The sequence below is a fragment of the Lysinibacillus sp. JNUCC-52 genome, assembly GCF_015999545.1.
Classification (GTDB): domain Bacteria; phylum Bacillota; class Bacilli; order Bacillales_A; family Planococcaceae; genus Lysinibacillus.
In genome coordinates, this window is the sequence record NZ_CP065546.1 from 1,917,841 (window position 1) to 1,932,436 (window position 14,596).

A 14,596-nucleotide genomic window follows, 5' to 3' on the forward strand; every position below is an offset into this window, starting at 1 on the left:
TTGGGCTTGCTACTAAAGTTTTTTTCGCAATTAATTTAGACAAATTTTAAGTGTCCAGCCTCTATCGCAATTTCTGCATCACTATGTGGATATTTTGTATTTTCGATAATTTGGTAATCTTCATGACCTTTACCAGCAAAAATAATCATATCCCCTGGTTCAGCAATTTCTATTGCATGACGTACTGCCTCTGCTCGATCTCCAATACATGCATAATTTTTATGCAGCATGCCTTTAGCAAGATCACCTGTAATACTATCGTACTCCTCATAGCGTGGGTCATCTGTCGTTAAAATTACATAATCTGCTGCTGAAGCTTTTTCAGCCATTGCAGGGCGTTTAGATTTATCACGATTGCCCCCTGTGCCAACTAAGAAAATAAGCTTTCCTTTTTTATAAGGCGTAGCTGCTGCGATAGCCTTTTCTATAGCATCTGGTGTATGCGCGTAATCAACAAAGATTTGCACTGGCAAATCAGAGCATACTTTTTCCATACGACCTTTTACTGGTGGTAATTGCTCTATCTGTTCAATAATCGATTCCATAGAATAGCCTCTGCCATAAAAGGCAACCATTGCAGCAAGTACATTATAAATATTGAACTCACCAAGTAAATGCATTTTCACAGGGAATATCCCTTCAGACATCACTACATCAAATGAAGTCATGTAATCATGGTACTCACAGTTAATAGCACGAAAATCGGCTGTCTCATTGTTTAATCCATAAGTCCATACTGGGAATGGCGTCATCGCTGCATAGCGTTCTGACCAAGCATCGTCCGCATTAAGCACTACGAGTTTATTTTTTTCTAAGTCTTGTCCAAGTTGAGAGAATAATAAGCCTTTTGCATTCCCATATTCCTCCATCGTACCATGGAAATCAAGATGATCATGAGTAAGGTTTGTAAAAATAGCAACATCATAATCAACACCTGCTAAACGGCCAAGTGCTAAACCATGAGAAGAAACCTCCATCGTCATTAAACGGCAGCCTTCCATTTTTGCACGGAAAATCATTTGTTGCGTCGATAATGCATCACTTGTGGTATTCGCAGATTCATATAAAATACCATTTAAATTAAAACCAATTGTTCCCGACAATGCAGATTTCTCGCCCATACCGTGCATGATATTTTGAATAATACCTGTTACAGATGTTTTCCCATTCGTCCCTGTTACACCAATCATTGTCATATCTTTTGAAGGATAGTCAAAAAACTTAGCAGCTAACAAACCAACTGCACGATCTGTATCCTTCACAACAACTTGTGCAATCGCATCAGCTAATGGTAGTTCTCGTTCAGTGACAACAATTGTTGCACCACCATCAACAGCTCTTTGCGCGTAATCATGGCCATCCACTGTGTAACCTTTAATACATACAAACATGCTATTCGGTTGCACACTTCGAGAATCAATCACAATATCCGTCACTTGGTCTGGTAACACGCCAATTATTTTTTTCAAAGGTAATGCACTTAACAATTCCTCTGCATACATTTCATAGTCCTCCAATCAATCTCAACATTCATTTCATCATTTCTTGTTTTTCGACAAAAAAAGACAATCTGAATACCCCCACTTACCTAATGAATTTATTTTACTACTTATTCGCCTAGAAATGAAATGCCTCACAAGACGTTTTTTAAATGAAAACGCTACCATTTATAAAATTAAGTCCGATTTTTCCTATCTTATCAAAAATCGGCATTTATCGACAACTGCGAATCATGTATGATGGAAATATTGATTAAAAATTGAGGTGCTAAATATGCAACAATTGGAATTTTTACGTATGCGTAATGAGATTATCTTGCTATTTTATGTGACAGCTATTTTTGCCTATGGAGTGCTTATTATGTTAAATCTCTATAGTAGCCTCGAAGTACTGATCTGTATATTGCTAATATTATTTTTACCTTTACTAGCAGGCAAAATATTTAAAATTAAACCAGTGCCCATGCAATGGGTATTAATTATATCAGGCAATATAGCCATCGTTTACCTTAATATCTTTAGCTTTTCTTTAACTAGTTTTATTTGCTTTATTTTCTATATATTATTAATAACTATCTATCAATCGATAAAAATGAATACCCTTATTAGTATTGTTTCTTTGTTAGAAATTATAGCTCTATCTTATTACCACCATTTTCCCAGTGAATCCTTTGTGAATGCTCAGTATTTCGATACATTTATTTTTGTTGTCCTTTTACTTACTATTATTGGATGGATTCAATCACGCTATTTACAACATTTTTGGTATCGACTAAACGAAATGAATTTAGAGAAGAAACAAGAGCTGCTTTCGCAAGAAGCCTATTTGCATTTGTTTTTTCAACATGCCAATGATTGTATCGCGGTTTTTAGTTTAGATAATCGCATTATTGATGTAAATCCAGCTTTTGAGGAAGTATATGGCTGGACTAGAGCTGAAATTGTTGGCAAAAGCATCCCACTCGTGCCACCAGAAAATGTCTTGGAAGCAGAACAGCGCTATGCCAGTTTATTAGAGGGAAAAAGCATCAAACTATTAGAAACACAAGATATGCGAAAAAATGGTACAGTTTTCGATGTTGAAATTTCACTCTCGCCTATCTATGATCGCACAAACAAAATGATAGCTATTTCTGCTATTACACGCGACATATCTTATAAAAAAGAAAATGAACAACTTTTACTACAATCAGAAAAACTAAAAATGGCAGGCGAAATTGCAGCTGGTGTAGCACATGAAATTCGTAATCCTATGGCTGTTATATCAGGTTTTGTACAAATGATGAGTATAGAAAAGGATTCATCCTGTTATGCTTATACTGAAATTATTCAATCCGAAATCGAGCGTATTAATTTAATTATTGGTGAATTTTTAGTGCTGTCTAAGCCTCATGTAGAACAATTAAAAATCGTTTCCATAGACGATATTATTAATAGTATTAGTCACCTATTTCATCTAGAATTTCAAAAGCATAACATTACCTTTTCACTGCATACCGTCAGCGAAGATAATCGAATATTAGCTAATGAAAATCAATTAAAACAAGTATTCATCAATATTATTAAAAATGCCATTGAAGCCATTGAAGCACGTACAGCTGAAGGAGAAATAATTATTTTCATTGCTAAAGATACGGAAGGATTAATTATGGTGACAATTACAGATAATGGTGTTGGAATGTCTGAGGCTATGATTAAGCGTATTTTTGAACCATTTTATACAACCAAGTCTACAGGAACAGGTCTTGGTATGCTCATCACAAACAAGATTATCCAAGAACATGGTGGCACTATTGCAATTGAAAGCAAGTTAAACTATGGCTCAACGATAAAAATAAAACTACCGCCAGTAGAAAATGAAGAGGATGGAGGTGTCTAAAAAATAGACACCTCCATCATTTTTACTTCATAATAGTACGAATAAGTTTAACCTTTTGTTTATACGGTGGAAAAAGAATATTTGTCTCGAGCTTTGAAGATTTTTTTAATATTGATTTTGGATGTGTAAAATTATCAAAGCTTGCCTTTCCATGATACGCATTAACCCCTGAAGGACCAACCCCACCAAATGGCAAATGCTGATTTCCTACATGTGTTACCGTGTCATTTATACAGCCACCACCGAATGGCAATTCCTCTAAAAAGTATTGAATCGCTTTTTCATGTTCTGAGAAAAAATATGCTGCTAAAGGCTTCGGCAATTGTCGAACTTGATGAATAGCAAGGCGTAAATCATCATATACCATAACAGGTAAAATCGGTCCAAATAGCTCATCTTGCATGGAAGGACTTGACCACTTTACATATTCAATAATGGTAGGTTCAATATATAAATCATCCCGATCTGTCCGCCCACCATATGTAATAGTGTCCCGTTCCTCCACTAAAATTTTTTGCAGACGATCAAACTGTCTATCATTCACAATACGACCGTAATCGGGGCTTTTTATCGCATTTTTCCCGTAGAAAGAACGGACAGTGTCCTTTAACAATTTCATAAACCGATCATATATGTCTTTATGGACAAGCAAATAGTCTGGCGCTACACATGTTTGACCTGTATTTGTAAATTTCCCCCAAGCAATTCGTTTGGCAGCAACTTCTAAATTTGCGGTTTGGTCGACTATTGCAGGACTTTTACCACCAAGTTCGAGTGCTAATGGCGTTAACCGTTCAGCTGCTGCTTTCGCCACTATTTTACCGACAGCTACACTGCCAGTAAAAAATATATAATCAAACGAAGCATGAATTAGGGCAGTTACTTCTTCCTTTTCCCCTTCTACAACGCGAATATAGGATGGTTCAAATGTTTCTTCAATAATTTTCTTCACGATATTTGCTGTATTCACAGATGTTTCAGAAGGCTTGACAATAGCTGTATTCCCACCAATAATTGCACCAATTAAAGGTTCCATCACAAGTTGAAATGGGTAATTAAATGGCCCAATAATTAACGTAACGCCATATGGCTCTCGAACAATAAAACTTTTTCCCATTTGAAGGTGAATTGGCGTTTTAGCTATTTCCGGCTTCACCCACTCCTCTAAATTTTTCACCATATAAGAAATACTATCAAGGACAATTCCAATTTCTGTTGCGTATGCCTCAAACTCACTTTTTCTTAGATCTAAAAACAACGCATGTAAAATATCTTTTTCATACTTTAAAATACTTTTCTTTAAGTTCATTAATTGGTTTTTTCGAAACTTTACATCTTTTGTAGCGCGAGAAAAATAAAATTGTCGCTGCTCTGTAATCATATTTTCAACATCTTGTGGCGTAAAATTCATAAATAAACACCCCTTTTTTTTTATTGCAATACATAGTTTGGTCTTTTTTGAAACAAACTATCTTTGTCTATACGATACAACATTGAAGGCGAAAATTCCTCCTTCTGAAACAGGTGGTGTTGTAAAAAAAAAGTAATAGCAACTAATGATGCCATGTTTTTTTTTGTGAATCTCGGGAAATATACAATTACATATTAATTTGAAACGGGGGCGTAGATAATGACAACAACAACAGGAACTTGGTGGGAATCCATTTTTTCAGGAGTATTATCGCACGGGATATGTGAAGAGAAATTATTGTTATTGCAAGATGAGGCATTTTTATATCTTTCTACAATACCGTCGGAGAAAGAAACTTTATTGGATGAATCTGAAGTAAATTAATCGATTAAGCGCATCTTAGGAGTGCATTTCCTGCGATGCGCTTTTATACATTAGTTTACAGCTACAATATGCTGTATTTTTTTTAATTCGACCTCAAGGCGATGAATGGCATCCTCCTCAATAGCAAAACTGCCATCCTCTAGCCGAATAATTTGCTTATCGATAATATAAACAGAATGGGCAATATCTGTTGCACCTAATACAGCCAATACAGGTTTTAGAGCATATTCTAATGCGAGTAAATGCCCAATAGAGCCACCCACTGCCAATCGTTGCCACGCTTTATTTCTTGCACTAATTTACTGTGCTCTAACAAAATTTTAGATGGAATACAGCCAACATTATAGCAAGCGCCTCCCACTTTATCGCGTTCTACTAAAGCTACTTTCATACCACTTTTAGCTGCATGAATTGCTGACACATATCCTCCTGGACCTGCGCCAATAATAGCGATATCAAATTGTTTCACATCTATTCACCTCATTTATCACCTTAACATTTACAAAATTTGAATGCAATGACACATCCTTCTTCTTACCATATATAAAGAACTTCCGACATAACGGGATTCCCGCGGAATAAAACAATATTTCCGCGAAGTGAAATGTTATTTCCGCGGAACAAATCAGGATTCCCGCGAAGTGAAATGCTTTTTCCGCGGAGCAAATCAGGATTCCCGCGAAGTGAACTGTTATTCCCGCGGGACAAATCAGGATTCCCGCGAAGTGAAATGCTTTTTCCGCGGAGCAAATCAGGATTTCCGCGAAGTGAACTGTTATTCCCGCGGAACAAATCAGGATTCCCGCGAAGTGAAATGTTATTCCCGCGGAACAAATCAGGATTCCCGCGAAGTGAAATGTTATTCCCGCTGAACAAATCAGGATTCCCGCGAAGTGAAATGTTATTCCCGCGGAACAAATCAGGATTCCCGCGAAGTGAAATGTTATTCCCGCGGAACAAATCAGGATTCCCGCGAAGCATAGCGGTTTTTATTATTTATTAAAATTAATCCAAAAAACTTCTTTACTTCCGTCTTGTTTAATCATAATCGCTTTAACGGAATAACCACCCGCTTCATATTTTGCGATATTTTCTTCGGTTGACATCACTCTTGTACTCTTATTTGCTGTCACACAGTAACTGCCAAAATCACGTTGAAGCTGGCGCTCTCCATTCACCATTTTATAAAGCTCGAAACGTGTTTCTTTTGCTTGAAGTGGTCCTTTATTCATATCACTTTTTAACCAAGCTTTGAGTGTCACTTTATTTGAAGTCACTTGAGCCTCGACTTGTATATCTCGTTGTCGATATTGTTGCTCTGCAAGTGAATAATTTTTTTCTAAAATCTTTTTTAACTCATGCGCCGACACTCGATTGCTAGAATCGATACGTTTAATATGAACGGTTCCTTGTCCAAATAAATTATAGCCACCCTGTGTAGAGTAATCGATCGTGTAACCTGCTTTTTTGATTGCCTGCTCAGCAATTCGATCATAAACACCATATGGATATGCAAACGATTTAGGTGCTATCCCTGTATATTTTTCTATTAGCTGATGTGCCTTTGTAACATCCTCTTGAATGTATCGAAGACGCTCCTCATTTGTAAGTGGCTCTCCATTTTTTTTCTGATTAAGTATCATTGCCTCGTGTTTTGACTTATCATTGTTCCCTCGCCAATGTAAATCATATGTATGATTGCCAATACGCATAATACCAGAATCGGACATTTCCTTTATTTGTTGCCAATTCAACATAGGTACATTTTTTCTGGCACCTGTCTCTACATCATTTGCGATCACAAACAATGTTGCCTGCATGCCCATTTCTTTTAAAATAGGGTATGCCATTTTATAGACACTTTCATAGCCATCATCTATCGTTAAAAATACTGCTTTCTCAGGAATGCGACCATGCCCTTGTAAATATGCGATTAGCTGCTCCTCCGTAATGGTTGAATAGCCATTGTCCTTTAGCATCTTCAACTGCTCACGAAATAGCTTTTCTGTAATATTTATATTCGCTATTTCTTTATAATCCCCAAATGAATGATAGTTAATGACCGTAATACCTTTAGCATTACTATATTCATAGAATTTTGTTGCTTTTGCTGCCATTGCCTGTTCTGATATTGAGAGAAAGCAGCAAACAAGTACAACAAATAATAATATTTTCCTTATGTATTTCATAATATTGGTCCCTTTCTCAAACTATAGTCCATATAAGTATATACGAAATAATGACATACTGAAAGAGACTGTGCTATATTGAACAGTCTCTTTCTTGTGACAAATCGCTAAATTGTTTGAGTGCCTGACACTTATAAGCTGTTTCCGCACGGACCTCTTGCCAGCGCGTGATTTGATACGTCTAACATTGCATACGTTCTGAGCAGAAATCTAAGTTGGCGAAGAAGCACATGCTAAATTGTTTGAGTGCCTGACACCCTCATACAACACCCTCATACACCCGTCATGGACGTATATTAGAAAATATTGCGCTGCCAAAAACGTTGCTGAGCAATGGCATCAACAAATTTTTTGGCAAATCCAGCATTTCCAGTTGCTAAAATAATGCCTGGCCCTACGTTAGCATTGGACATATTAAAAAATGTTGTGCCTGTTGAGGCAATGCCAATTGGCTTAAAATGTCTGTACGCTTCATTAATATAATTGACAATATAAGTGTTAAACTTTGCTTGATTGTCAGCTCGAACTCCGACAACATATAAGGAATCAAAAAGCACCGCATCCGTTGTAATAAATGTATCGCTCGCTGTTAACTGCACACCATTAGTACCCGTCACCACACCGAGCCTATCAGAAATGATGCTATAGCGAACACCATTCTTTGTTAAATATTTAAGTACTTCTCCCACCTCATTGGCGTCAAACCCATCCCCTATTAATACTCCCACTTTAAGTGTCTGTGGCAATTTCACAGTATTCGCCTGACTCAATGCAGGTGAGGATATAGTAACGTTTGATTGCTCACCTGTAGGTCGATTAACACCAATATTATTGGCAACTATTGTAGCCATCTCTTTATCGACACGGACAAACATATCTACAACTTGCTGACGAACGTATTTACTTTTAACCTTCCCTACCTCGAAGCTAAAGGCGTCAATAATATGCTGCTTTTCAGGTGGCGACATACTATTCCAAAATAGTCGAGCTTGTGAGAAATGATCATTAAAGGACTTACTTCGAGCTCTTGTAATACGTCCCTCCACCTTTTCTTCATAATGGACAAATCCCCCTTCTTTTGCAGTGGATGTTGAAGGCGTATTACCTGCAAGCGAGTTTTTATGATAACTAACCTTTCCCGTATTAATCGTTTGTCGACTGAATCCATTTCGTTGGTTATTATGAATCGGGCAAACTGGCCTATTAATAGGAATCTCAGCAAAATTTGGTCCGCCTAAACGAAGAAGCTGTGTATCGATATATGAAAATAAGCGACCTTGAAGCAGTGGATCATTTGTAAAATCAATGCCTGGCACAACATTTCCAGGATGAAAAGCGACTTGCTCCGTTTCAGCAAAAACATTATCTACATTGCGATTCAATGTCATTTTTCCAATTCTTTTAACAGGTACTAGCTCTTCAGGCCATAATTTTGTTGCATCTAAAATATCAAAATCAAATTTAAATTCTTCCTCTGGCTCAATCATCTGGACACCAAGCTCATACTCTGGAAAATCCCCGATTTCAATTGATTCCCATAAATCTCGTCGTTGAAAATCGGCATCTTTGCCCCCTATAATTTGTGCTTCATCCCAAACAAGTGAATGCACACCTAGCACTGGCTTCCAATGAAACTTTACAAATCTCGACCTACCTTTGTCATTTACAAAACGGAACGTATGCACACCAAAGCCTTCCATCATCCGAAAACTTCTAGGAATCGTTCGATCAGACATATGCCACATAATCATATGCGCTATTTCTTGATTATTTGCGACAAAATCCCAAAATGTATCATGTGCAGAAGCCGCTTGTGGCATATCATTATGAGGCTCAGGTTTTACAGCATGAATTAAATCTGGAAACTTAATAGCATCCTGAATGAAAAACACTGGTATATTGTTACCAACTAAATCATAATTGCCCTCTTCTGTGTAAAATTTTGTTGCAAAGCCGCGTACATCTCGGGCCGTATCCATTGAGCCTAAGCTCCCTACTACGGTCGAAAATCTAACAAAAACAGGCGTCTTCTTTCCAGGCTCCTGCAAAAATTTGGCCCTTGTATACTCTTTCATCGATTCATATAGTTCAAACTCTCCGTGCGCGGCAAATCCTCTAGCATGTACAACACGTTCGGGAATCCGCTCATGATCAAAATGCGTCATTTTTTCCCGAAAATGAAAATCCTCCATAATGGTTGGTCCACGAACGCCAGCTTTCAATGAATCTTCATCATTGGAAACCTTCAGCCCCTGATTGGTCGTCATCTTTTTCCCATCATTATTGACGCGAAATGCCTCTAGTTGTTGATCCTTCGCATTCTCAGTCAAATCCTTGCCCTGATTTGATTTAGACTTATCCACGCGATCCCCTTTCCTTTTGTACTAATTACGCTCTATATACACTGTATGTTTTTCTGAAATAAACATGAATGGATGAGTCCATTCATAAAAAAGAACCTTGACTCAATAACGCCAGTCAAGGTTTCTTCATTCTCTATTTCGCTTTCGCTGTTGCCGTCATCTTCTCAAGCTGTCTAACTGTCGGTGTTAAATTAGCAAAGAAGTAGGCCTCGCGTAGCTTACGTGATGGTGTACTTCCTGCAATATAACCCGCTGAGCCATTATGGAGCATGTTGGCCTGCACTGCAGCCAATGTATTATAAACGACTTGTAAACGAAGCTGACAAATTGCTTGTAAATTTACTTCACCAGATTGAATTAGTGCTTGAAGTGTTTCTTGTAATGAGTGTAGATTTTCTGTTAGTTCATCCGCTTGCACTTGCAAATATTCATTACAACCATTTTGCTTAGCTTTAACTTTTTCTATCCCTTCAATGGCTGAGTCTACAACACCAAAACCTAGCGGGATTTGATACAGTACAAATATCGGGCGAATAGTATCTACAAATGTGCTTGCATCTTGTGCAATGATATAGTTATCAGCAACAAACACGTTGTCAAACTTACATGTATAGGTCGCACTGCCGTTGACACCTAAAAAGTGGATTTTTTCCTTTAGTGTAATGTTCTCATTGTCTGTATTAACGAATACCATCACTTCCTGCTCACCGTTATGGGCAATCGCCCCGAACCAGTGATTCGCTGCTAAGTTTGAAACAGCGGGTAACACTCCATTTACGACATAGCCACCGTCCACACGCTCAGCTGATAAATGAAGCTTCTCTAGTCCAGCATAAAACTTCATCGGATTCGATAAACCTGTCGCACCAAGTACTTTTCCACGTTCTAGTAATGGTAAAATATTTTCACGTAATTGCATATTATTCGTTTTACGTAAGTAAGTTAAAGCGGCAAGGTGGCACCATAAGCAAAATGCAGTTGTCATACAAACTTTCGCTGTCTCTTGTACAATCGTTAGCTCATCTAATAGCGTTGTTTGTTCATCTTTTTGTGTTGAAGCAAAAAATCCAGCCTTGCCGAGCTCCAATAAAAAATCCTCCGCGTAATAAGCTTCCTCATCAATCTTTTTTACGAACGGTTTTAATTTTTCTTCAATTAACGTTTGTAAAGCTACTGCATCTACTGCCATGGTTTCCACTCCTATCCTTTACTTATCAGCTAATTCAGTTAAAGACGTAATTGGTGTTTGCACTGCCTCACGAGCACGTTTTACAGCTGCTTCGTCTGGTGCGTCATAGAAGCACAGGCACTTTGTCATATCTTCACATACATATGTGCGAGAAAAATGTACTTCTGGTACTTCTTCATAGTGAACGGAGTTTTTCTTTTTACGTGCTAAATATTGATCCATTGTAATTTCTGCTGGAATTTCCCACTCTACTAAATAGTTCACAACTTCTTGATTTGTTTTAACTTCATCCAACTCTTTCCCAACTAGGCGAACTTCTTTTACTAAATCTGTTTGAATGTTTTGAGCTGCTAGTGCTGTTGTTGCTTGAGATTCTTCATTTGCCTCCACGATAAAGTACGCACGACTAAAATCCTTCGCTACTTGTACTTCGATAACAGTTACATCCTGCTCTTGTCCTACACGCTCTACTAATGCTGCAAATTGCTCTTTGTTCGTTACTTCACTAACTGTTGATTCTACCAAAAATAAACTCATAGTAAATACCTCCGAATAGTTTGTTTTTTCTTTATGTGAGTTATTTTATTATACTTACTTAATAAAAACAACTGAATTTACTAAAAATTATGATTTGTGCTACACTACTGCATGGAGGGAACACTATGAAAACACGATATGACTTACCATGCAATATTGCACAAACATTGAACATTATCGGTGATCGTTGGACATTGCTCATCTTACATGAACTATTAATCGGTCAATCGAACTTTAATGACATTAAATTAAATTTACCAGGTCTTTCAGCAAATTTATTGTCTGCACGTTTAAAATCTTTAGAAGAAGCAGGTTTAGTTGCTTCCACTCTTTACTCTGCACATCCACCGCGTTATGCCTATTCATTAACTGAATCAGGAAAGGCATTAGAATCTGTATTTAATGCAATGATTTTATGGGGCAGCGAATATTTGGACCCTTGCTATAAAGAAATTGTTGATGCGCATTCAGGTGACCGAGTAGAAATTGGTTACTATTCAAAAAACACTGGTGAGCGTAGCGATACGATTCAAATACGTGCCATTCAAAACGGAGCTAACCAATAATTTATTGGGCTAGCTCTTTTTTGCCCGCTCTAAGCCCCTTGTCCGCCCCAAATTTTCGAAACCCAGCCTTCAAAATAGCGAATGACCTTGTCGAGCAACAGACCAAGTACGCCAATAACAATAATGGCCGCCATAACTAAATCTAAACTAAGTGAATTTCTAGCATCGACTATTAAAAAGCCTAATCCTGATTGCGCCCCTACCATTTCTCCAGCAACTAAGAATATCCAGGCACTTCCTAATGCCATATGCAACCCGTTTGCAATCATAGGAAAAGCAGCTGGAAAAACAATTTTACGCAATAGGTTAAACTGCGACATTTCAAAATTGGCCGCAATTCGTAAATAAGTAGCATCAACTTTTTTCACTGCAGTCACTGTGGATAATAACACGGGGAAAAAGGCTGCAATAAATATTATGACAATGGCTGGCATATTGCCAATGCCAAACCATAGTACGATAAAAGGTGACCAAGCAATCGGTGATACAGGACGTAAAATTTGTACAATCGGATCTAGCACAGCCCAAACTTTCACCAATCTCCCGACAACTAATCCGACAATTACAGCGACAACAACCGCTAACAAATAACCGCTAAAAAAGCGAAACAAACTAATTTGTATATGCTCGAATATGGAGCCATCTTTGATAGTATCCAGTAATGCCGTAAAAACAGCTAATGGTGGAGGAAATAATGCTGCATCATGATCACCAATAATCGTTACTACTTGCCAAACGCCTATTAATAACACAAATCCAAGTAAAATTGGTCCTATTTTTTTCATACATATGCACCCTACTATTCTTCCAATAATGTCGTATCAACAAATTCCTCATATGATGGTGGGTTCTCTGACAAGCCCATCTCTATTAATGAATCTCTTAAAATGGTATACGCATCCACTTCAATTTTTAAGTTATGATACGAAATCCAATTCAACGATAAATCTAAAACATCCTTATCGACTTTAATATATTTAGCAACAACATCATTTGCATGGTCTCCCTCTGCATTCATGAGCTCACCAGCAGCGGCATAATCTTTAACGAATTGTTTTGCAATATTTTTATTTTTTTCGATAAAGTCATGACGAAGGACTAGTCCACAGTCAATTGAATCCTGCCAAATTTCCTCTGATTGGAATAACACTTTACCCTTTTCAAGCGCCACAGAAATAGCACCAAATGGTTCTGCTACTACATATCCTGCAATGCGACCTTCTGCAAGGGCAGCTGGCATTTCTGCTGGTGGTAGCTCTACAACATTTACGTCTTCATAATTTAAGCCCGCATTTTGTAACATCCGATATAACAAAATATTGTGTGTAGAATATTTATTTGGAATCGCAAAGCTTTGCCCTTTCAAATCCTCCACATTTTCTATCGTAGGGGCTACCACTAAAACATTGCCATCTCGATGTCCTAAAGCTACTGCCTTTAAGTCAATTCCTTGTTCTTTTGCCTTCATCGCTAATTGAATAAGCACTGATGCACCATCAATTTTTCCTGTATTTAAAGCATCCATTAGTTCGGGCCATGAACCAAATTTCACAAGCTCAATGGCATAACCTTCGTATTCTCTATCTGTTTGCATGTAAAGTGGTGCAGCATGCGTAATTGGTAAATACCCAATTTTCACTACCTTTTTATTGCCTTCTGTTTGGGATACTGCCTCTTTTTCATCCGTTCCACATGCCGCAAGTGTCAGCAATAGTATTAACGCTAGTAAAAAAATGCCTACCTTCTTGTTCATCGTTTTCCCCCTATTTTAAATGTTGTATTCAATCGTATCTTGCGGATGCGTAAACTGAAATTCATTGAAAATAATCTCACGAAAATGCTGGAATTCCGAATCTGAACGATCGCGTGGTTTCGTACTACGAATATGTAATTCACGATGGACGCGTCCGGGATTTGGACTCATAATAAAAATGCGGTCAGCTAAATAAATAGCCTCGTCTATATCATGTGTCACCAATAAAATAGTTGTTTGCTCCTTTTTTTGAATAGCAAGTAGCTCGTCCTGTAAGTAATAACGTGTAAAGGTATCAAGTGCTGCAAATGGTTCGTCCATTAAAATTACCTCTGGACGAATCGCTAATGCGCGTGCAATGGCAACACGCTGTTGCATACCGCCCGATAATTCACTAGGTAATGCGCTTAATCGATTTTCTAAGCCAACAAGCTTCAAATAATATTGCGCACGTTGCTGTCGTTCACTCTTCGTTAAAGTCTCTCCCTCTAATGCGAGCTCTACATTTTTTTGCACAGAACGCCAAGGAAGTAATCCATAATTTTGCATGAGCATAATACAACGTTTACTTGCTCTAGTAACAACTTGGTTTTCTAACAATACTTGTCCACTAGTTGGCTGCTCAAAACCCCCAACTAAATTTAACAATGTACTTTTGCCACAACCACTCCTTCCTAATATGGCAATAACCTCTCCCTTTTGAATATCCAACGAAATTTCATGAAGTACTGTCTGCTCAGCAAATGTTTTACTAACTTGTTGTATAGAAATTAACGGTGCTGTCATCATGCAATTGTCACCTCACACTTTAATCTTATAATTTTAC

General features: G+C 37.7%; 13 protein-coding genes and 1 pseudogene. 3 read left to right on the forward strand and 11 right to left on the reverse strand.

What is annotated here, in order from left to right:
* Nucleotides 1–35: 35 nt before the first annotated feature.
* Nucleotides 36–1,502: a UDP-N-acetylmuramoyl-L-alanyl-D-glutamate--2,6-diaminopimelate ligase gene (locus JNUCC52_RS09750; RefSeq protein ID WP_173478033.1), complete on the reverse strand. Its 1,467-nt coding sequence runs from the start codon at nucleotides 1,500–1,502 to the stop codon at nucleotides 36–38.
* A 271-nt stretch (nucleotides 1,503–1,773) separates the two neighbouring features.
* Between JNUCC52_RS09750 and JNUCC52_RS09755 the strand changes: the two genes are divergently transcribed.
* Nucleotides 1,774–3,378, forward strand: coding sequence for a two-component system sensor histidine kinase NtrB (locus JNUCC52_RS09755; RefSeq protein WP_337981992.1), 1,605 nt, complete (start codon nucleotides 1,774–1,776; stop codon nucleotides 3,376–3,378).
* Between the two features lie 22 nt (nucleotides 3,379–3,400).
* On the opposite strand, the gene JNUCC52_RS09760 is transcribed toward JNUCC52_RS09755, so the two are convergent.
* Nucleotides 3,401–4,789 (reverse strand): aldehyde dehydrogenase, encoded by a 1,389-nt coding sequence (locus JNUCC52_RS09760; RefSeq protein WP_337981993.1) that lies wholly within the window; start codon nucleotides 4,787–4,789, stop codon nucleotides 3,401–3,403.
* A gap of 219 nt (nucleotides 4,790–5,008) precedes the next feature.
* Here JNUCC52_RS09760 and JNUCC52_RS09765 point away from each other — a divergent pair, with 219 nt between their 5' ends.
* A complete protein-coding gene (locus tag JNUCC52_RS09765) occupies nucleotides 5,009–5,173 on the forward strand; it encodes a hypothetical protein (protein ID WP_173478036.1) in 165 nt (54 codons plus the stop codon).
* A 50-nt stretch (nucleotides 5,174–5,223) separates the two neighbouring features.
* On the opposite strand, the gene JNUCC52_RS09770 is transcribed toward JNUCC52_RS09765, so the two are convergent.
* From JNUCC52_RS09770 to JNUCC52_RS09795, 6 genes and pseudogenes are all read right to left on the reverse strand, one after another.
* The gene (locus JNUCC52_RS09770; RefSeq protein ID WP_337981994.1) at nucleotides 5,224–5,442 is read right to left on the reverse strand and encodes an NADPH-dependent FMN reductase family protein; all 219 of its coding nucleotides are present in this window, start codon (nucleotides 5,440–5,442) and stop codon (nucleotides 5,224–5,226) included.
* Nucleotides 5,439–5,642, reverse strand: a pseudogene (locus JNUCC52_RS09775) (FAD-dependent oxidoreductase); the annotation flags it as partial. The pseudogene JNUCC52_RS09775 and the gene JNUCC52_RS09770, both read right to left, overlap by 4 nt.
* Before the next feature lie 523 nt (nucleotides 5,643–6,165).
* Nucleotides 6,166–7,362, reverse strand: a complete 1,197-nt coding sequence (locus JNUCC52_RS09780; protein WP_337981995.1) for a polysaccharide deacetylase family protein — start codon at nucleotides 7,360–7,362, stop codon at nucleotides 6,166–6,168.
* A 296-nt stretch (nucleotides 7,363–7,658) separates the two neighbouring features.
* On the reverse strand, nucleotides 7,659–9,725 hold the full coding sequence (locus tag JNUCC52_RS09785) for a catalase (protein ID WP_337981996.1): 2,067 nt from the start codon (nucleotides 9,723–9,725) through the stop codon (nucleotides 7,659–7,661).
* A 133-nt stretch (nucleotides 9,726–9,858) separates the two neighbouring features.
* The gene (locus JNUCC52_RS09790; protein WP_173478041.1) at nucleotides 9,859–10,914 is read right to left on the reverse strand and encodes an acyl-CoA dehydrogenase family protein; all 1,056 of its coding nucleotides are present in this window, start codon (nucleotides 10,912–10,914) and stop codon (nucleotides 9,859–9,861) included.
* An 18-nt stretch (nucleotides 10,915–10,932) separates the two neighbouring features.
* Nucleotides 10,933–11,451, reverse strand: a complete 519-nt coding sequence (locus JNUCC52_RS09795; RefSeq protein WP_173478042.1) for a DUF4242 domain-containing protein — start codon at nucleotides 11,449–11,451, stop codon at nucleotides 10,933–10,935.
* 125 nt (nucleotides 11,452–11,576) lie between these two features.
* On the opposite strand from JNUCC52_RS09795, the gene JNUCC52_RS09800 reads away from it, so the two are divergent.
* Nucleotides 11,577–12,017 (forward strand): winged helix-turn-helix transcriptional regulator, encoded by a 441-nt coding sequence (locus JNUCC52_RS09800; protein WP_173478043.1) that lies wholly within the window; start codon nucleotides 11,577–11,579, stop codon nucleotides 12,015–12,017.
* A gap of 29 nt (nucleotides 12,018–12,046) precedes the next feature.
* Here JNUCC52_RS09800 and JNUCC52_RS09805 read toward each other — a convergent pair whose 3' ends face one another.
* Genes JNUCC52_RS09805 through JNUCC52_RS09815 form a run of 3 tightly spaced genes read right to left on the reverse strand, consistent with a single transcriptional unit; the run spans nucleotide 12,047 to nucleotide 14,556 of the window.
* Nucleotides 12,047–12,802, reverse strand: coding sequence for an ABC transporter permease (locus tag JNUCC52_RS09805; protein ID WP_173478044.1), 756 nt, complete (start codon nucleotides 12,800–12,802; stop codon nucleotides 12,047–12,049).
* A 14-nt stretch (nucleotides 12,803–12,816) separates the two neighbouring features.
* A complete protein-coding gene (locus JNUCC52_RS09810) occupies nucleotides 12,817–13,770 on the reverse strand; it encodes an ABC transporter substrate-binding protein (protein ID WP_337981997.1) in 954 nt (317 codons plus the stop codon).
* Between the two features lie 15 nt (nucleotides 13,771–13,785).
* On the reverse strand, nucleotides 13,786–14,556 hold the full coding sequence (locus JNUCC52_RS09815) for an ABC transporter ATP-binding protein (RefSeq protein WP_337982209.1): 771 nt from the start codon (nucleotides 14,554–14,556) through the stop codon (nucleotides 13,786–13,788).
* Between the last annotated feature and the right edge of the window lie 40 nt (nucleotides 14,557–14,596).